This window comes from Dactylosporangium sp. NPDC005555 (genome assembly GCF_040605635.1).
Lineage (GTDB): Bacteria > Actinomycetota > Actinomycetes > Mycobacteriales > Micromonosporaceae > Dactylosporangium.
On sequence record NZ_JBEXDG010000027.1, the window covers coordinates 111,607 to 130,500 of the forward strand.

The following is an 18,894-nucleotide window of genomic DNA, read 5'->3' on the forward strand; positions in this document are numbered from 1 at the left end:
CCGCCTCCTCGTTGGGAGACGGTCAGGCGATCCGTAGGTGGTTTATCCGAGGGTGACGTCGTCGGCGTAGATGGGGCCCTGGCCGTACCAACCGTGCAACCAGACCTTGATGGACGTCGAGCTGCCCGTGTTGACCGTGACGGTGAGTTTCGTCCAGGTCGGGCCGCCCGGCGTCCAGGTGCTGACGTCACCTGCCGCCGTGGTCGCGCCGAGGAACGCGTAGTTGCCCTGGACCCAGGCGCTGAGCGTGTAGGTGCGGTTCGCCGACACGCCGACGGTCTGCGAGCACTGGGCCGTGTCGGAGCTCGACGCCGCGGCCTTCAACGCCTTCGTGCCGCCGTGCACGGGCGTGCCGACGACGCTGCCGAGCGTGCATGTCCACGGGGACAGGGCGCCGGTCTCGAAGCCGCCGTTGACGATGCCGCTCTCCGGCGGGGTGCTGGGCGTCTTGCTGGGCGTGCTGCTCGGGGTGGGGGAGCCGGTCCCGCCGCCGCTGGTGAACGGGTTGAAGATGTGCGAGAACTGCCAGGTCGACTGCTGGATGCCGGAGCAGGTGTCGGACGCGGCGCCGCCGGGGCAGCCGCCGTTGTCGCGCTGCAGCGCCCAGAACGACAGCGACGCGATGCCCTGCTGACCGGCCCAGTTGAGCACGGTGGTCGCGTCGGCGAGGGTGAACGTCTCGGCGGGGCCGAAGTCGTCGACGCCGATCATCTCGGTGACGCCGACCATGGCCCACCGCTGCGCCGCGGTCTTCGCCGGCCACAGCTGCCCGAGCTGGGCGTGCAGGCCGTTCGACGCGGTGATCGTGTCCTGGGCCATCTGGTGCGGCTGGTTGTCGTAGTAGTCGAACGTCATCTGGTTGACGAAGTCGACCCGGGCGTTGTTGGTGACCGCGTTGCGCAGCACCGCCAGGCCGCTGGGGGCGAGCCCGGTGGTGGTGGTCGGCAGCGTGTACTGGAACTGCACGGTCCGGCCGTTGGCGGCGGCCCAGTCCTGGGTCAGCTTGATCGCCTTGTTGCGCCGGTCGATGCCCGCGGTGTTGGTCAGCGAGTTGTCCTCGATGTCCAGGTCGATGCGGGTCACGTCGTACGTGGTGATCACCTTCTGGAACTGTGCGGCGATCTGGTTGACGTCGGTGCAGCTGTCGGCGATCTCGGTGCCGCCGTTGTCGGCCGCGTAGCCGCCGAAGCTCGGGATGACGTCGCCGCCCCGGGCGCGGATCGCGGCGATGTCGGCGCCGAAGGTGCCGGACGCGATCGGCATCGACGTGTCGCCGTTGAAGTGCACGGTGCACGAGCCGCGGGTCGCGGTCTGGATGAAGGCCAGGGTCAGGTGCTTGACCCCGGACTGCTGGGACAGCCCGTTGAGGCTGTCGCCGTTGTACGCCTCGAAGTACGGGGCGAACACGTGGGCGGGGAGTGTCGCGGCCGCCTGGGCGGGGGCGGTGACGACGAGGGCGACCGACGCGGCCAGGACGGCGACGGCGGCCCCGATGACAGGGAGTCTCACAACGGTACTCCTTCTATTAGGAAACCTAACTGATAGATAGTCTTCGCTGTGAACCCTGTCAAGACCCTGCAACTTGCCTGTGCGACGCTCGGAGGGCGATGAACTTCTTCCAACGGCTCGACCAGCGGCTGCTCCCCGCCGCCGGCGACGTCCTCGCCCGGCTCTTCCGGGGCGCCGTCCGGCTGCGCGCCTTCACCGCCGTCGTCGCCGTGGTCGCGGTCACGGCGACCCTGCTGGTCGTGCACGGCGCGCAGCAGCACCAGCGCAGCGACCCGTCCCTGGGCGACGTGCTGCGCGTCGGCGTCGACGAGGGCGGCTCGATCCCGGTGTACGTGCGACGCGCCACCGACGAGCTCGCCGCCCTGCAGGGTGAGCAGTCGGTGTACGCGCTGGTCTCGTTCACCGCCTACCTGGGGCCCGACCGGCTGACCCCGGTGCTGTCCGGCGTCGCGCTGAGCAGCGTCTTCGCCCGGGTGCCACTGCCGGGCGCCCAGACGGAGCTGGTCCGTCTCGGGGCCTACGAGGTGCCCGCCGACGTCGTCAAGGCGATGGACGCGACCGCCGCCCGCAAGACCGAGGAGGCCGCGCACTACCGGCAGCTGCTGGACAAGGCCGCCAACCAGCCCGGTGACGTGCGGGCCGTCTACCTCGACGGGGCGATCATCGCGGACAAGGAGGCCACCGCGTACCGCGAGCACTGCTCGTGCGTCTACGCCGCGGTGATCTACGCCGCGCCCGCCGGTCTGCGGGCCGTCGCCGCCCGCCCGGAGACCCGGGCCGTCGATCCCATCACCGACCTGCGCCGCCTCGACCGGACCGTGTTCCTGCCGCCGCTGCCGGAGCAGACGCAGGTCGCGGGCCCGATCGCGTCCCCCGGTCCGTCCTGAGCCGATATCCCTTCGGCCTGTCGTGCAGTTGATGCAGGGGATGGGCGCGCAGGAGTGGTCCGAATAGTGTTCGGTCCGTAGCCTGGGGTACGGGTGGACTTCGGGTTGGCACTGAGGTGCGGAGGGAGGGCCAGCGTGGCTGAGCGGGCCGATGCCAGGTGGGACAATTCGTCGGAGCCCCCCGCCCGTTGGCGCTCGCTGCTGGACCGGGCCCTGCTCGGCCGGTCAAACCCGGGTGATCTGGATTACGACGGAAGGTTCGAGCGCCCCAGCGCCCCATATCCGCCCTCGCGGCCCTACGATGACGAGCCGATGCATCCCAACGGCGCCCGCCCCCTCACCGACCCTCCGCCGCAGCGCCGGGTCGATCCTTATGACGCCCGTCGAGGCCCCCAGGTGGAATACCAGTCCCGACCGGCGGACCCGACCGAGCAGATGGTGCAGGTCCTGCGCCAGGAGATCCCTTCGCCGAAGGTCCTCGCCTTCGCCAACCCGAAGGGCGGGGTCCACAAGACCACCGCGACCGTGCTGACCGCCGCCACCATCGGCAGCGTCCGCGGCAAGGGCGTCATCGCCTGGGACGACAACGAGCTGCGCGGCACCCTCGGCCTGCGCGCCGGCAGCGCCAGGCACGCCCGGACCATCCGGCACCTCATCGCCGACCTCGTCCGGGTGGAGAACGCCGCCGGCTACGACCTCTACGACCAGCTCGACGACTACCTGCGGCACGCGTCCGACGGGTCCTACGACGTGCTCGCCGGCGAGGAGAACCCGCGCTTCGCGCAGCGGCTCGACCCGCACACGGTGCGCCGCGTCCTGGAGCTGCTGCGCCGCACCCACGACGTGATCTGCGTCGACACCGGCAACAACGTGGAGAGCCCCAACTGGCAGACCGTCCTGCAGACCGCGGACCAGCTGGTCGTCACCAGCGTCCCGAGGGAGGACGCGGCGTTCACCGCCGACTGGATGCTCGACCTGCTCGACGAGGCCGGCATGGACGAGCTCGTGGCCAACGCGGTGACGCTGCTGTCCTGCCCGACGCCCAACCCGACGCCGCTCATCGACGACCTGGCCGGGCACTTCCGCACCCGGACCAGGTCCGTCGTCGTGGTCCCATACGACCCGGCCCTGGAGAGCGGGTCCAACATCGAATACACGATGCTGGCGCCGGCGACCAAGCGCGCCTGGCTGCGGGCGGCGGCCGTGATGATGGACCCTTACGCGCGCTGAAGCTCGTCGATCGCCGTTTTGAACGTCCGGGTGTGCCCGTCGACCTGTGCCTCCGTGGTGTCCGGTGACATGAGGGCCATGTTGTGGAACGGGGTGAGCAGGATGCCCCGGTTCGCCAGGTACACGTGCAGGTAGTCCTCCAGGTCCGGGTCGGTCGCGCCCGAGCTTTCCGTGCCGGTGCGTGGGGCCGGGCTCGCGAAGCGGTACTCCACCCTCGCGCCGAGCCGGCTCACCGACCAGGGCAGGCCGTGTTCCTCGATGGTGCTTCGTACGCCGGCCTCGAACCGTTCGGCGAGGGCCTCCATCCGGGTGAATGCCTCGTCGGTCAGGACGTGTTCGAGGGTGGCTCTGGTCGCGGCGATCGACAGCGCGTTGCCGGCGAGGGTGCCGCCGACGCCGCCCATGTCGATGAGGTCCAGGTCGCTTTTCAGTCCGATTTTCTCGGTGATTTCGGCTGATAGGCCGTATGCGGCGGCCGGGACACCGCCGCCGATGGCCTTGCCGATCGTGACCACGTCCGGCTCCAGGTTCCAGCGTCTCGTGGCGCCGCCCGGGCCGGCCGAGAACGTGTGGGTCTCGTCGTTGACCAGATAGGTGTCGTACCTGCGGGTGAGCTCGCGAACGCCTTCGAGGTAGCCCGGCTCGGGCAGGACGATGCCGATGTTGGTCAGGGCGGGTTCCATGACGACGGCGGCGACGTCACCGTGGGCGAGCTCCCGTTCGAGTCCTTCGAGGTCGTTGTACTCGGCGACCCGGCTGGTCGTCGTGACGTCGCAGGGGGCGCCGACGTTGCCCTCCCTGCTTCTCTGGACGCCGTTCTCCAGCACGATCAGCGACTCGTCCACGGAGCCGTGGTAGCAGTAGCTGTTGAACAGGATCTTCGGCCGCCCGGTGATCGCGCGCAGGAGTCTGATCGCCCAGCGGTTGGCGTCGGTGGCGGTCAGGGCGAAGCTCCACTGGGTGACGCCGAAGCGTCTGGTCAGCTCCTCGCCCACCCATGCGGCGTCGGGGGTGGGCAGCATGGCGCAGGCGCCTCTGGCGAACTGCTCGTGCACGGCCGCTGTCGTCGCCGGCGGCGCGTGGCCCGCCATCGCCGCCGTGTCGCCGAGGCAGAAGTCGGTGTACTCGTGGCCGTCGACGTCGGTGAGCGTCGCGCCCCGGGCCGTGGCCAGGTACAGCGGGAAGCCGGCGGCGTTCTTGTTCATCCAGGTCATCGGCACGCGGCCGAACAGGTTCTTCGCCTTCGCGTACTCCTCCGCGGAGCGGGGGTTACGGTCGGCGAAGGCGGCACGCTCGCGGCGCAGCAGTGCGCCAAGACGCTCACGGTCGATCATGCACCGAAGTCTCGCAAAGTGTCGTACCCCGGGGATAGGTTCTGCGACGTGGGGTCGTTCGTACATCTGCACGTACACACCGAGTATTCGATGCTGGACGGGGCCGCCCGGCTCGGGCCGCTGTTCGGCTCGGCGGCCGCGCTCGGCCAGCCGGCGCTCGCCATGACCGACCACGGCAACATGTTCGGCGCCTATGACTTCCACCGGCAGGGGCTGGCCGCCGGGGTCAAGCCGATCCTCGGCATCGAGGCCTATGTGACGCCCGGCACCCACCGCGGCGACCGCACCAGGGTCCGCTGGGCCGGCGGCGGCGAGGACGACGTCTCCGGCGGCGGTGCCTACACGCACCTGACCCTGCTCGCCGCCGACGCCGCCGGGCTGCGCAATCTCTTCAGGCTGTCGTCCATGTCGAGCATCGAGGGGTATTTCTACAAACCGCGCGCCGACCGTGACCTGCTGCAGCGCTACAGTCAGGGCGTCATCGCCACGACCGGCTGCCCGTCGGGAGAGGTGCAGACCTGGCTGCGCATCGGCGATTTCGAGCGCGCCTGCGCCGCCGCCGGCGACCTGCGCGACATCTTCGGCCCCGGCAATGTCTATCTGGAGCTGATGGACCACGGCCTCGGCATCGAGACCCGGGTCCGGGCCGACCTGCTGCGGCTGGGCGAGCGGCTCGGGCTGACCCCGGTCGCCACCAACGACCTGCACTACACGCATCCCGAGGACGCCGACGCGCACGAGGCGCTGCTGTGCGTGCAGTCGGCCACCACCCTCGCCGACCCGAAGCGGTTCAAGTTCGACGCCCGCGACTTCTACCTGAAGACCGCCGAGGAGATGCGCCGGCTGTGGGACGCCGAGGTGCCCGGCGCCTGCGACGCCACGCTGGAGATCGCCGAGCGGATCGGGTCCTACGCCCAGGTCTTCGCGCACCGCGACCTGATGCCCCGCTTCCCGGTGCCCGACGGCGAGACCGAGGACTCGTGGCTGCGCGCCGAGGTGCTGCGCGGCCTGGCCCGGCGCTTCCCGGCCGGGGTGCCCGCCGAGCACGCCCGCCAGGCCGACTATGAGCTGTCCGTGATCGGCAGCATGGGCTATCCGGGCTACTTCCTGGTCGTCGCCGACCTCGTCGCGCACGCCCGGCGCAGCGGCATCCGCGTCGGCCCCGGCCGCGGGTCCGCCGCCGGCGCGCTGATCGCCTATGCCCTCGGGATCACCCAGCTCGACCCCATCGAGCACGGGCTGCTCTTCGAGCGGTTCCTCAACCCCGAGCGGGTCAGCATGCCCGACATCGACATGGACTTCGACGAGCGCCGCCGCGGCGAGGTCATCCGCTATGCCACGGAGCGCTATGGCGACGACCGGGTGTCGCAGATCATCACGTATGGGACGATCAAGGCCAAAGCCGCGATCAAGGACTCCGCCCGGGTGCTCGGCCTGCCGTTCTCCGTCGGCGAGCGGATCACCAAGGTGGTGCCGCCGCCCGTGCTGGGCCGCGACATGCCGCTCAGCGGCGCGTTCGACCCGGCCCACCCGCGCTTCCAGGAGGCCGCCGAGCTGCGCCGGCTCTATGAGAGCGAGGCGGAGGTCCGCACCGTCGTCGACACCGCCCGCGGCCTCGAAGGGCTGAAGCGGCAGTGGGGCGTGCACGCCGCCGGCGTCATCCTGTCCCGCGAGCCGCTGATCGACGTCCTGCCGATCCAGCGCCGCGAGCAGGACGGCGCGATCATCACCCAGTGGGACATGGGTGCCTGCGAGGATATCGGCCTGCTCAAGATGGACCTCCTCGGCCTGCGCAACCTCACCATCGTCGACGACGCGCTCGACGCGATCCGGCAGAACCGGGGCGTCGACGTCGCCGTCGAGTCCGTGCCGCTCGACGACCCGGCGACCTATGCGCTGCTGTCCCGCGGCGACACGATCGGCGTCTTCCAGTTCGACAGCGGCCCCGTCCGCGCCCTGCTGCGCTCCATGGCCCCCGACGCGTTCGCCGACATCTCCGCGGTCGGCGCGCTCTACCGGCCCGGCCCGATGGGCGCCAACGCGCACAACGAATACGCCGACCGCAAGAACGGCCGCCGCCCCGTCACCCCGATCCACCCCGAGCTGGCCGAGCCCCTCGCCGACATCCTCGGCGACACCTACGGCCTGATCGTCTACCAGGAGCAGGTCATGGCGATCGCGCAACGCGTCGCCGGCTATTCCCTCGGCGCCGCCGACCTGCTGCGCCGCGCCATGGGCAAGAAGAAGAAGGAGATCCTCGACCGGGAGTTCGCGCCGTTCTCCGCCGGGATGCGCGAGCGCGGCTATTCCGACGGCGCGGTCCGCACCCTGTGGGACCTGCTCGTGCCCTTCTCCGACTACGCGTTCAACAAGGCGCACAGCGCGGCCTACGGGCTCGTCGCCTATTGGACCGCGTATCTGAAGGCCAACTATCCCGCGGAGTACATGAGCGGCCTGCTCACCTCGATCGGCGGCGACAAGGACCGTTCCGCGTTCTACCTCGCCGAGTGCCGGCGCATGGGCATCCGCGTCCTGCCGCCCGACGTCAACGCCTCCCAGGGCCGCTTCGCCGCCGTGGGCGCCGACATCCGCTTCGGCCTCAACGCCGTGCGCAACGTCGGGGCCGCGGCGGTCGCGGCGATCGTCCGCGCCCGGCCGTATGACGACTTCTACGACTTCCTCGCCAAGGTCGACCAGGTCGTGTGCAACAAGAAGACGATCGAGTCGCTCATCAAGGCGGGCGCCTTCGACTCCCTGGGGCACACCCGCCGGGGCCTGCTCGCCGTCCACGCCGACGCCGTCGAGGCCGTCATGACCACCAAGCGCAAGGAGGCCATCGGCCAGTTCGACCTGTTCGGCGGCGCCACGCTGGACGTGTCGCCGCCGATCCCCGCGATCGAGTGGGACAGGGCGGAGCTGCTCGCCTTCGAGCGCGAGATGCTCGGCCTGTATGTCTCCGACCATCCGTTGCGCGGCATGGAGGCGGCGCTGCGCCGGGCCGCGGACCGGTCCGTCGCCGCGCTCGCCGAGGAGGACACCGTCCCCGAGGGCACGACGGTCACCCTCGCCGGGATCCTGTCGGGCGTGCAGCGCCGGGTGACCCGGCAGGGCCGGCCGTGGGCGTCGGCGACGCTGGAGGACCTGGACGGCGCGGTGGAGGTCATGTTCTTCCCCAACACGTATGAGCTGGTCGGGGAGTATGTCGCCGAGGACGCCGTGGTGGCGATCAAGGGGCGGGTGGACCGTCGCGAGGAGGCGCCGCGGGTGATGGTGAGCGACCTCGCGGCTCCTGACCTGGCCCAGCTCGCCCCTTCGCTGTCCGCCGGTCCGCTGCCTGCTGATCTTTTGTCTCCGGCGGCACCACCGGCCGACCCGCCTCCGGCCGGTCCGTCTCCGGCTGGCCCGCCGCTGGTGCTGTCGCTGGCGCCGGGGCGGTGCACGACGCCGCTCGTGGGGCGGCTGCGGGAGCTCGTCGCCCGACACCCCGGCGGCATCGAGGTCCAGGTCGAGCTGGTCAACGGCTCGCAGCGGACCCTCCTGGCCCTCGGCCCGCAGTGCGTGACGGTCTCCGCCCAGCTGCTCGCCGAGCTCACGACCCTCCTCGGCCCGTCCGCCGTGCCATCCGCCGGCGCCTCCTCGGCCTTCGGCGCCGGTCCCCTGGCAGGTGGCAGTGGTCCGGGCCTGAGCAGCGGCACGGGTCTTGGCGCGGCCCCGGCGCCTGGCAGGATGGGATGGTGAGCATCGCCCCGATCGAGCCGATCGACCAGCCGGAGCTGCCCAAGCCGTCCACGCCGCCCCGGGGCAGGTCACTCGGGCAGGAGGTGTTGTTCGGCCTGGTCGCCACGGTCGCCGTGGCCGCCCTCGGCGCGCCGGTCGGCCTGATCTGGTCCTGGATCGCGCCGAAGGTCGAGCTCGTCCAGACGCAGGTCGGCCCCTATCCCATCGAAGGCGAGCCCGAGGGCTACTTCGCCGACGACGGCTGGTTCATGATCATCGGTGCGGTCGCCGGCATCCTGCTCGCCGTCACCGCCTGGTTCGTCCTGCGCCGCTACCGCGGCCCGTTCATCCTGGCCGGTCTCGTCATCGGCTCCGCGGCCGGCGCGGCGCTCGCCGCCTGGCTCGGCAACAAGATCGGCTACGCCCACTACCTCGACCTCGTCGAGCACGCCCCCGTCGACACCCGCATCTTCCGCCCCGCCAAGGTCCGCGCCGGCGAGGCCGGCCTGCTGTACGGCGTGATCCCCTGGGTCAAGGGCTCCCTCCTCGTCCAGGCCCTCGCCGCCGCCGTGATCTACACCTGCCTGGCCGGCTTCCACACCTCCCCGACGCTCACCTGGGAGACGGACCCCGACGCCGAGTTCTACCCCGGCCAGCCCTACCCGCATCCCGGCCACGACCACCTCGCCTACGGCCCACCCCCGGCGGACGGCCATCCCACCTACGGCCCGCCGCCGTCATGGCCCAGCCGCGTCCAGCCCGCCGACGGACAACCTTTCCACGGCCCGCCGCCGTGGCCCGGCCCCGTCCAGTCCGCCGACGGACACCCTTTCCACGGCCCGCCGGCGTGGCCCGCGGCAGGTCAGCCCACCGGCAACCAGGCAGCCTCCGGTCAGCCCGGCGACGCCCAGTCGGCGTTCGGCCCGACCGGCAGCGGCGAGGCGTCACCCGGCCAGCCCACGACCGACCACACCCACGGCGAACCGTCCCGGCTCGACCTCCGCAAGCCTCCGCCCGGCCCGGCCGGCACGGGCTGACCGGCACGGGCTGACCGGCCGACAGCTGACGGGGCTGACGGGTGCTGACGGCTGGCCTTCCAGTGGCCGGTCAGGCCCGACGTGAACCGTCCCGGTTCGACCTCTGCAAAAGGCCTCCGTCCGGCCGGCTTCGTCCAGTCCGCCGACGGACAACCTTTCCACGGCCCGCCGGCGTGGCCCGCGGCAGGTCAGCCCACCGGCAACCAGGCAGCCTCCGGTCAGCCCGGCGACGCCCAGTCGGCGTCGGCCCAGCCAGCAGCCCCGCGAAGGTGGCGCGCCGGCTGGCCAGCGGCCACGGCTGTGGTCAGTTGGGGCTGGAGGGCACCGCGAGGTCCGACAGGGCGACCGGCACCGCGCGCACCTGGCCGAGCAGGGCCGCCTCGCGGCGGAGCAGGGTGCGTTCGGCCTTCAGGCGGCTGGTCGTGTCGGGTTCGGCGAGCAGCGACTGCCGGTCCTCCAGGGTCAGCGACGCAGTTGCCGCGACCAGGTGCGACAGGACCGTCGGGTCGTCGGGGAGCTGCTCGCCGTCGCCGTCCTCGTCGCTGCGGACCGCCTTCAGGTACTGCTGGAACGCCGCGAGCACGCCCGCTGCCAGTTCCTCCTCGCGGTCGGGCTCGCCCTTCGGCTCGGGGAGCCATTCGACCTCGCCGGTGAGGTAGGGGGCGTCGTTGCGGGCGAGGCCGAGGAGCCGGAAGCGGCGGCGGCCGACGGTCATGAGGTCGAAGCGGCCGTCGGGGAGCTCGGTCATCTGCCGGATCTCGGCCGCGCAGCCGACCTCGTACAGCGAGAGCGCCTCGCCGGCGGTGATCGACGCGTCGGCGGTCTCACCGGACTCGCCGTCGACCCGGCCGACCTCCCAGCCGCGGCGGATGGCGATGACGCCGAACTCGCGGGGGAGGTTGGCGGGCAGCTCGGCGAGGTGCTGGACGAGCGTGCGGTAGCGGGGCTCGAACACGTGCAGGGGCAGGACCAGCCCCGGGAACAGCACCGTGCCGAGGGGAAACAGCGGCAGGAGGGTCCGCTCGGGTTCGTTCGCTTCCTCCACGGGCGAAGCCTAGCCGAGCGGACCGGCCACGTTCACCGCAGCGCGGCGAAGAATTCGCGGATGTCGCTGACGAGGAGGTCGGTGGCCTCGTGCGCGGCGTAGTGGCCGCCCGCGTCGCGCCCTTCGAGGTGTGCCGGGGCGGTGCCGTACGAGTGCCAGCTCACGATCCTGGAGTGGTCGCGCTCGGCGAAGGGCCGGATGGACTGGAAGTCGCCGGCGAACATGGCCAGGCCGGTCGGCACGGTCGTGGGGCCGCTGACGGTCTCCTCGGCGTGCGCGTCCTCGTAGTAGAAGCGCATCGCCGACGCCGCGGTGCGGGTGAACCAGTAGACGGCGACGTTGGCGAGGATGAAATCCGGGTCGAGGGAGGCGCCGAACAGCTGCGCGTTCCACGCGAGGAGCCCGACGGGTGAGTCGGCGAGCGCGAACGCCAGGGTCTGCGGCTGCTGGCTGTGCAGGATGTTGAACGACATGAGGTTGTCGTGGAACCACTGGAGCTTGGCGAGGGCCGCGTGTCCGGCCTCGTCGAGGACGGCGAACTCGGCAGGGTCGCCGCTGGGGAACGAGAAGAGCTGGGTGACGTGCACGCCGACGACCCGGTCCGGAGCGTTGCGGCCCTGCTCGGGGGCGATCATCGAGCCGGCGTCGTTGCCGACGGCGCCGAAGCGTTCGTAGCCGAGGCGGGCCATCAGCTCGTTCCAGGCGCGGGCGGTGCGGTGCCGGTTCCAGCCGCGGCTGCGGGTCGGGCCGGAGAAGCCGAAGCCGGGCAGTGACGGGATGACCAGGTGGAAGTCCTGCGACAGGGGTTCGATGACGTCGAGGTACTCGACGATCGAGCCGGGCCAGCCGTGGGTGAGGATCAGCGGCAGCGCGTCCTGCCGCGGCGAGCGGACGTGCAGGAAGTGGATGTCCTCGCCGTCGATCTCGGTGACGAACTGCGGGTGCTGGTTGATCCGCGCCTCGACGGCACGCCAGTCGAAGCGCTCCAGCCAGTGCTCGGTCAGCGCCCGGATCCGGTCGGCCGGCACGCCGTAGCTGTCGCCGACGCCGGGCAGCTCGTCGGGCCAGTGCGCCGCGCGGAGGCGGGCGTGCAGGTCGTCGATCGCGGTCTGCGGGATTTCCACGGTGTACGAGCGGATCACGGTCAACCTCCGAGGTGGTAAGAACGGAATGCTTCGTTCCGCATTTGACACTAGCAGACCGGAACGATCCGTTCCAGATCTGGGGTACAGTGGCGGCATGACGACGAACCTGTCCGGCCGGCGGGTGCAGGCGGCCCGCAACGACGCAGCGATCCTCGCCGCCGCGCGCGATGTGTTCCTGGAGGACCCGAAGGCCCCGATCGCCGCTGTCGCCGAGCGCGCCGGAGTCGGGATCAGCGCGTTGTACCGGCGGTACAAGGGCAAGGACGACCTGCTGCGGACGCTGTGCCACGACGGTCTGCGCACCTTCATCGCCGAGGCGGAGGGGGCCCGCGAGGAGCCCGACGGGTGGGCGGCGCTGGTGCGCTTCCTCGGCGGCGTGGTGGAGGCCGACGTGCATTCGCTGACCGTCCACCTGGCGGGCACCTTCACCCCGACGCCCGAGATGGGCGCCGACGCGATGCGGGCCGGCACACTCGCCGGCGACCTTGTCGCCAGGGCGCACGAGGGCGGCGGGCTGCGGCCGGACTTCGTGGTGGCGGATGTCACGCTGATCCTCGAGGCGTGCGCCGCGATCCGGGTGCCGGACCGTGACCGCACCGTCGAGCTGCGCCGCCGCCACCTGGCCCTGATGCTGGACGGAATGCGGCGCGGCGAGGCCGGTGCGCTGCCCGGGCCGTCACCGGACGCGGCCGAGCTGAACTGGCGCTGGGCGCAATCCCGACAGCCCGCACAGCGGGACGCGGCGGAATAATTGTCGGGGGTTCCGCCTAGACTCCCAAGGGTGCTGAACCGGATCGACCTGCGCGGCTCCACCACGGATCCGCGCCGTCTGCTGCCCCGTGCCGCCCTTGATGTCTCCGTCGCCACCGAGCAGGTGCGCCCGATCGTCGAGGCCATCCGCGAGCATGGGGCGAGCGCGGTCCGCGACGCCACCCGCCGGCTCGACGGGGTGGAGCTGACGGACCTGCGGGTGCCCGCCGAGGCGATCGCCGCGGCCGAGGCCGGCCTCGACCCGGCGGTCCGTGCCGCGCTGCTCGAGTCGATCGCCCGGGCCCGCAAGGTCCACGGCGACCAGCGGCGCGCCGAGGTGACGACGCGGCTGAGCGCCGGCGGCGCGGTCACCCAGCGGTGGGTCCCGGTCCGCCGGGTCGGGCTCTACGTGCCCGGCGGCCTTGCCGTCTATCCGTCGAGCGTGATCATGAATGTGGTGCCGGCGCAGGTCGCGGGCGTGCCGTCGATCGCGGTCACCAGCCCGCCGCAGAAGGACACCGGCCTGCCCAATGTCAACATCCTGGCCGCGTGCGCGCTGCTCGGCGTCGACGAGGTCTATGCCGTCGGCGGCGCCCAGGCGGTCGCCATGTTCGGCTACGGCGACCAGGAGGGCTGCGAGCCGGTCGACATGATCACCGGCCCGGGCAACATCTGGGTCACCGCCGCCAAGCGCATGCTGCGCGGCGTCGTCGGCATCGACGCCGAGGCCGGGCCGACCGAGATCGCGATCCTCGCCGACGACACCGCCGACCCGCGCCACGTCGCCGCCGACCTGATCAGCCAGGCCGAGCACGACCCCCTGGCCGCGAGCGTGCTCGTCACGCCGTCGCTGGAGCTCGTCGAGGCGGTCGAGGCGGAGATCACCCGGCAGGTCGCGGCGACCAAGCACCTGCAGCGGGTCACCGAGGCGCTCACCGGCACCCAGTCGGCCACGGTCATCGTCGACGACCTTGAGCAGGGCCTGGGCGTCGTCGACGCCTATGGCGCCGAGCACCTGGAGATCCAGACCCGCGACGCGCGGGCCGTCGCGGAGCGCGTCTGGAATGCCGGCGCCATCTTCGTCGGCGCCTGGTCGCCGGTGTCGCTCGGTGACTACTGCGCCGGCTCCAACCACGTGCTGCCGACCGGTGGCTGCGCCCGGCACTCCTCGGGCCTGTCGACGCAGACGTTTCTGCGCGGCGTGCAGCTCATCGAATACGGGCGCGACGCCCTCGCCGAGGTCGCCGACCACGTGGTCACCCTGTCCGAGGCCGAGGACCTGCCGGCGCACGGCGCCGCCGTGAAGGTGAGGTTCGCACAGTGACCCGCCTGGAGGATCTGCCCCTGCGCGACGAGCTGCGCGGGATGACGCCCTATGGCGCGCCGCAGCTCGACGTCGCCGTGCGGCTCAACACCAACGAGAACTCGTATCCGCTGCCCGAAGCGGCCGTCGCGGAGATGGAGAAGGCGCTCTCCGCGGTCCTGCGCGACCTCAACCGCTACCCCGACCGTGACGCGGTCGCGCTGCGCACCGACCTCGCCGCCTACCTGCGGCACGGGCTCACCTGGCGCAACGTGTGGGCCGCCAACGGCTCCAACGAGATCCAGCAGCAGCTGCTGCAGACCTTCGGCGGGCCGGGCCGCACCGTGCTCGGCTTCACCCCGTCGTATTCGATGCACCCGCTGCTCGCCGCCGGCACCGGCACCGCGTGGGTCGACGGGCTGCGCGACGCCGACTTCGCGCTGACCGCCGAGCACGCCGTCGCCAAGGTCCGCGAGCACCGGCCCGACATCGTCATCCTCTGCTCGCCCAACAACCCGACCGGCACCGCGCTGCCCCTCGACGTGGTGCGGGCCGTCGCGGCCGCCGCCGGCGGGATGGTGCTCGTCGACGAGGCCTATGCCGAGTTCGCGCGCCCCGGCACGCCGTTCGCGCTGTCGCTCATCGAGGAGTTCCCGCGGCTGGTCGTCACCCGCACGATGAGCAAGGCGTTCGCGCTCGCCGGGGGCCGGGTCGGCTATCTCGCCGCCGACCCCGCCGTCGTCGAGGCGGTGCAGCTGGTGCGCCTGCCGTATCACCTGTCGGCGCTGACCCAGGCCGCCGCGCGGGCCGCGCTCGCGCACACCGGCGCGCTGCTGTCGACCGTCGACGCGGTCAAGGCCCAGCGCGACCGGATCGTCACCACGCTGCGCGGCTGGGGCCTGCGGGTCGCCGACAGCGACGCCAACTTCGTGCTGTTCGGCGCGCCCCGCGACGACAGCAAAGGGGTCTGGCAGGCGATGCTCGACCGCGGGGTGCTGATCCGCGACGTCGGCGTCCCCGGCTGGCTGAGGGTCACCGCCGGCACGCCCGAGGAGACCGACGCTTTCCTGAATGCACTGGAGGAGCTGCTGTGAGTCGCACCGCCAAGATCGAGCGGGTCACCAAGGAGACCAAGGTCTCCGTGGAGCTCGACCTCGACGGCACCGGGATCGGCGAGATCTCGACCGGCGTGGGCTTCTACGACCACATGCTCAACCAGATCGCCAAGCACGGTGGGTTCGACCTGCGGGTGCAGACCGTCGGTGACCTCGAGATCGACGCGCACCACACCGTCGAGGACACCGCGCTCGCGCTCGGCGCCGCGTTCGCCGAAGCGCTCGGCGACAAGGCCGGCGTCACCCGCTACGGCAATGCCCAGGTCCCGCTCGACGAGGTGCTCGCCTCCGCCGTCGTCGACCTGTCCGGCCGGCCCTACATGGTGCACGACGAGCCGGCCAACATCGCCCCGCACATCGGTGGCAACTACCCGACCAGCCTGACCCGCCACATCTGGGAGTCGTTCGCCCACTCGGCCCGGGTCACGCTGCACGTCAGCATCCTGCGTGCCGGCCGGCACGGCGCCCAGCCCGACGCGCACCACATCGTTGAGGCCCAGTTCAAGGCGGTTGCCCGGGCACTGCGTCAGGCATGTGCCCTCGACCCGCGCAACGCCGGTGTGGTGCCCAGCACCAAGGGCGCGCTGTGAGCATCCTGCTGCTCGGGCTCGCCGGGATCCTGGTCGGTGGCGCGCTGTCGCTGCGGCAGCAGAGCACGTCCAAGGTGCCGTTCGTGATCACGTTGCTGCTCGCCGCCGTGGCCGCGGCCGGCGGGCTGCTCTGGCTGTAGAGGGGCACGGCATGAAGAAGGTGGTCATCCTCGACTACGGCTCGGGCAACCTGCGCTCCGCCGAGCGGGCCGTCGCCAGGGTCGGCGCCGACGTCGAGGTCACGTCCGACCTCGGCAAGGCCGCCCGCGCCGACGGGCTCGTCGTGCCCGGCGTCGGGGCATATGCGGCCTGCATGGCGGGCATCGACGAGCTCGGTGCCGGGCCCACGATCGCCGAGCGGGTCAGGGTCGGCGCGCCGGTCCTCGGCATCTGCGTCGGCATGCAGGTCCTCTTCGAGGAGGGCGAGGAGCACGGCGTCGTCACCAAGGGCCTCGGGCTCGCCCCCGGCGCGGTGACCGTCCTGCACGCCCCGGTCGTGCCCCACATGGGGTGGAACACGGTGGACTGGCCCGCCGGCACCGTCCTCGGCGCCGGGCTGCCCGACGACACCCGGTTCTACTTCGTGCACTCCTATGCGCCCACCCCCGTCGAGGCCCAGCGGGCCGCCGGCATCAAGGTCGCGACGACGGTGCACGGTGCGCCGTTCGTGGCCGCGTTCGAGTCGGATGTCCTGCGTGCGACCCAGTTCCACCCGGAGAAGTCCGGCGACGCGGGCGCGACGCTGCTGTCCAACTGGCTCGGCAGCCTTGTCTAAGGAACGCGCCCGGCGGCGGGCGGTGCTGGAGGCCGAGCGGGCCGAGCGCCTGCTCAAGGCCGATCGGCGCCGCCGGCGGCGGATCGCGGTGCGCAAGCTGGTCCCGAAGGTGAAGCTCGGCAGGACCGGTAAGCTCTTCGCACGTCGCTCCCGGGGTCAGCGCTCCGTCATCGTCCTGCTCGTCCTGCTGGCGCTCACGATGATCTGGGTGTTCGTCGACACCGTCGCGGCCCGGATCGGGCTCAGCGCCCTCGTCGTCGTCGCCGCCCCGGCGCTCACCGTGCTCGTCCTCGACCGCCGCCTCTGACACCACTGTCCCGACGGTTCTGCTCCGACGGTTCGTCCGACCGCTTGCTCCGACCGCTTGTTCTGACCGCTGTCCCGGCCGCTTCGTTCGACCACCGTCCCGGCCGTTCGCTCCACCCGCTGCCTCTGACCGTCCACGTCGATCGCCGAACCTGACAGAAGGATCTCCAACCATGGCCCTGCAGCTCCTGCCCGCCGTCGACGTCGCCGACGGCCAGGCGGTCCGTCTCGTCCAGGGCGCCGCCGGCAGTGAAACGACGTACGGTGACCCGCTCGAGGCGGCCCTCGCCTGGCAGCGGCAGGGTGCCGAGTGGATCCACCTCGTCGACCTCGACGCCGCGTTCGGCCGGGGCTCCAACGCCGAGCTGCTCGCCGACGTGGTGCGCCGCCTCGACGTGCAGGTCGAGCTGTCCGGCGGCATCCGCGACGAGGCGTCGCTGCGGGCGGCCCTGGCGACCGGCGCGACCCGGGTCAACCTCGGCACCGCCGCCCTGGAGAACCCGGACTGGTGCGACCACGTGTGCGCCACCTACGGCGACCAGGTCGCGGTCGGCCTCGACGTCCGCGGCCACCAGCTCGCCGCGCGTGGCTGGACCAAGGAGGGCGGCGACCTGTTCGAGGTGCTCGACCGGCTCGAGAAGGCCGGCTGCGCCCGGTACGTCGTCACCGACGTCATGCGCGACGGCACCCTCACCGGCCCCAACCTGACCCTCCTGCTGGAGGTCACCGGCCGCACCAAGAAGCCGGTCATCGCCAGCGGCGGCGTCTCCAAGCTCGACGACCTGCGCCAGCTCGCCGCGCTCGAGCCCGCCGGCGTCGAGGGCGTCATCGTCGGCAAGGCCCTGTACGCGGGCGCCTTCGACGTCACCGCGGCCCTCGAGGTCCTGGCCGAGCAGCCGGCATGAGCGGCCCGGAGCGAAGCGGAGGAGCTGCTCATCATGGGTGCAGTTGTGGCTCAGGTCGGCGCGTGAGCGAAGCGAGGGTGGCGGCATGAGCGGCCCGGAGCGTAGCGGAGGAGCTGCTCGTCGTGGGTGCAGTTGTGGCTCAGGTCGGCGCGTGAGCGAAGCGAGGGTGGTGGCCGTCAGCGGCTCGGAGCTCGGCTCGAGCATGGCCCCGACGGAGGTGGCGGCATGAGCGTCGCGGTGCGGGTCATTCCGTGTCTTGACGTCGACGCCGGCCGCGTCGTCAAAGGCGTCAACTTCGTCAACCTCCGCGACGCCGGCGACCCGGTCGAGCTCGGCGCGGCGTACGACGCCGCGGGCGCCGACGAGCTCGTCTTCCTCGACGTGACCGCCTCGTCGGACGGCCGGTCCACGATGCTCGACGTGGTCCGCCGCACCGCCGAGACGGTCTTCATCCCGCTCACCGTCGGCGGCGGCGTCCGGGCCGTCGCCGACGTCGACACCCTCCTGCGCGCCGGCGCGGACAAGGTCGGCGTCAACACGGCCGCGATCGCCCGGCCCGAGCTCATCGCCGAGATCGCCGAACGCTTCGGCAACCAGGTGCTGACGCTGTCGCTGGACGTACGCCGGGCCGCCGGCCAACCGAGCGGCTTCGAGGTCACCACCCATGGCGGCCGCCGCGGCGCGGGCCTCGACGCCGTCGAGTGGGCCGCCCGGGTCGCCGACCTCGGCGCCGGCGAGATCCTGCTCAACTCGATGGACGCCGACGGCACGAAGGACGGCTTCGACCTGGAGCTCATCAAGGCCGTCCGCGCGGTCGTGTCGATCCCGGTCATCGCCAGCGGCGGCGCCGGCGCCCTCGGGCACTTCGCCCCCGCGGTGGACTCAGGCGCCGACGCGGTCCTCGCCGCCAGCGTCTTCCACTTCGGCGACCTCTCCATCGGCGACGTGAAGACCTCCCTCCGGGAAGCAGGCCACCCGGTCCGCTGACCCGTCCCGGCCATCGAGCTTCCGCATCCGCTCACGTACGAGACGCGCCACCCCCACATGGGCAGTGGCGCGCACGCGGGATCCGGTGGAGCCGCTCGACCGGCGCGCCTGTCCCGGCGAGCGTCGGAGACCGGTCCGCTCCGGTTCTCGATGATCCGGAAGACTTTGTGCTGCTCTGGCGCAATGCCGGTGAGTTAAGGATTTGCGTCGAGGGTTGTCGATGCCGCGTGGCGGCTTGCGCAGCAACGAAGCTCCCGTT

General features: G+C 71.9%; 15 protein-coding genes and 2 pseudogenes. 13 read left to right on the top strand and 4 right to left on the bottom strand.

Annotation, left to right across the window (positions count from 1 at the left end):
* Positions 1–42: 42 nt before the first annotated feature.
* Positions 43–1,509, bottom strand: coding sequence for a glycosyl hydrolase family 18 protein (locus tag ABZS58_RS28255; protein ID WP_354786235.1), 1,467 nt, complete (start codon positions 1,507–1,509; stop codon positions 43–45).
* A gap of 98 nt (positions 1,510–1,607) precedes the next feature.
* On the opposite strand from ABZS58_RS28255, the gene ABZS58_RS28260 reads away from it, so the two are divergent.
* Positions 1,608–2,396, top strand: coding sequence for a hypothetical protein (locus tag ABZS58_RS28260; protein WP_354786236.1), 789 nt, complete (start codon positions 1,608–1,610; stop codon positions 2,394–2,396).
* 393 nt (positions 2,397–2,789) lie between these two features.
* Positions 2,790–3,626 (top strand): annotated as a pseudogene (locus ABZS58_RS28265) (AAA family ATPase); the annotation flags it as partial.
* On the opposite strand, the gene ABZS58_RS28270 reads toward ABZS58_RS28265, so the two are convergent.
* Complete coding sequence (locus ABZS58_RS28270) at positions 3,614–4,960, bottom strand: transaminase (RefSeq protein ID WP_354786237.1); 1,347 nt, start codon at positions 4,958–4,960, stop codon at positions 3,614–3,616. The pseudogene ABZS58_RS28265 and the gene ABZS58_RS28270 sit on opposite strands and share 13 nt — an antisense overlap.
* A 48-nt stretch (positions 4,961–5,008) precedes the next feature.
* Here ABZS58_RS28270 and dnaE point away from each other — a divergent pair.
* Positions 5,009–8,578: pseudogene (gene dnaE / locus ABZS58_RS28275) on the top strand (DNA polymerase III subunit alpha); the annotation flags it as partial.
* A gap of 113 nt (positions 8,579–8,691) precedes the next feature.
* The gene (locus tag ABZS58_RS28280; RefSeq protein WP_354786238.1) at positions 8,692–9,714 is read left to right on the top strand and encodes a DUF2567 domain-containing protein; all 1,023 of its coding nucleotides are present in this window, start codon (positions 8,692–8,694) and stop codon (positions 9,712–9,714) included.
* Positions 9,715–10,018: 304 nt separating this feature from the next.
* Here ABZS58_RS28280 and ABZS58_RS28285 read toward each other — a convergent pair whose 3' ends face one another.
* Both ABZS58_RS28285 and ABZS58_RS28290 read right to left on the bottom strand, forming a co-directional pair.
* Positions 10,019–10,759 carry an LON peptidase substrate-binding domain-containing protein gene (locus ABZS58_RS28285; protein WP_354786239.1) on the bottom strand — a complete coding sequence of 247 codons (741 nt, stop codon included), beginning with the start codon at positions 10,757–10,759 and terminating at the stop codon, positions 10,019–10,021.
* Positions 10,760–10,791: 32 nt separating this feature from the next.
* Complete coding sequence (locus ABZS58_RS28290) at positions 10,792–11,898, bottom strand: epoxide hydrolase family protein (RefSeq protein WP_354786257.1); 1,107 nt, start codon at positions 11,896–11,898, stop codon at positions 10,792–10,794.
* A gap of 100 nt (positions 11,899–11,998) precedes the next feature.
* Here ABZS58_RS28290 and ABZS58_RS28295 point away from each other — a divergent pair, with 100 nt between their 5' ends.
* The 9 genes from ABZS58_RS28295 (at position 11,999) to hisF (ending at position 18,635) form a co-directional block, all read left to right on the top strand.
* The gene (locus tag ABZS58_RS28295; protein WP_354786240.1) at positions 11,999–12,655 is read left to right on the top strand and encodes a helix-turn-helix domain-containing protein; all 657 of its coding nucleotides are present in this window, start codon (positions 11,999–12,001) and stop codon (positions 12,653–12,655) included.
* Between the two features lie 30 nt (positions 12,656–12,685).
* Positions 12,686–13,978 (top strand): histidinol dehydrogenase, encoded by a 1,293-nt coding sequence (hisD, locus tag ABZS58_RS28300; protein WP_354786241.1) that lies wholly within the window; start codon positions 12,686–12,688, stop codon positions 13,976–13,978.
* Entirely contained in the window at positions 13,975–15,051 is a 1,077-nt protein-coding gene (locus tag ABZS58_RS28305) for a histidinol-phosphate transaminase (protein WP_354786242.1), read from the top strand. Before hisD ends, ABZS58_RS28305 begins: the two co-directional genes overlap by 4 nt.
* Positions 15,048–15,662 carry an imidazoleglycerol-phosphate dehydratase HisB gene (hisB, locus tag ABZS58_RS28310; RefSeq protein WP_354786243.1) on the top strand — a complete coding sequence of 205 codons (615 nt, stop codon included), beginning with the start codon at positions 15,048–15,050 and terminating at the stop codon, positions 15,660–15,662. The genes ABZS58_RS28305 and hisB overlap by 4 nt, the downstream gene beginning before the upstream one ends.
* Entirely contained in the window at positions 15,659–15,802 is a 144-nt protein-coding gene (locus ABZS58_RS28315; protein WP_354786244.1) for a hypothetical protein, read from the top strand. The genes hisB and ABZS58_RS28315 overlap by 4 nt, the downstream gene beginning before the upstream one ends.
* An 11-nt stretch (positions 15,803–15,813) precedes the next feature.
* Positions 15,814–16,437, top strand: coding sequence for an imidazole glycerol phosphate synthase subunit HisH (gene hisH, locus ABZS58_RS28320; protein WP_354786245.1), 624 nt, complete (start codon positions 15,814–15,816; stop codon positions 16,435–16,437).
* Positions 16,430–16,744, top strand: coding sequence for a hypothetical protein (locus ABZS58_RS28325; protein WP_354786246.1), 315 nt, complete (start codon positions 16,430–16,432; stop codon positions 16,742–16,744). Before hisH ends, ABZS58_RS28325 begins: the two co-directional genes overlap by 8 nt.
* A gap of 172 nt (positions 16,745–16,916) precedes the next feature.
* Complete coding sequence (gene priA / locus ABZS58_RS28330) at positions 16,917–17,648, top strand: bifunctional 1-(5-phosphoribosyl)-5-((5-phosphoribosylamino)methylideneamino)imidazole-4-carboxamide isomerase/phosphoribosylanthranilate isomerase PriA (RefSeq protein WP_354786247.1); 732 nt, start codon at positions 16,917–16,919, stop codon at positions 17,646–17,648.
* A gap of 225 nt (positions 17,649–17,873) precedes the next feature.
* Complete coding sequence (gene hisF, locus ABZS58_RS28335) at positions 17,874–18,635, top strand: imidazole glycerol phosphate synthase subunit HisF (RefSeq protein ID WP_354786248.1); 762 nt, start codon at positions 17,874–17,876, stop codon at positions 18,633–18,635.
* Positions 18,636–18,894 lie beyond the last annotated feature (259 nt).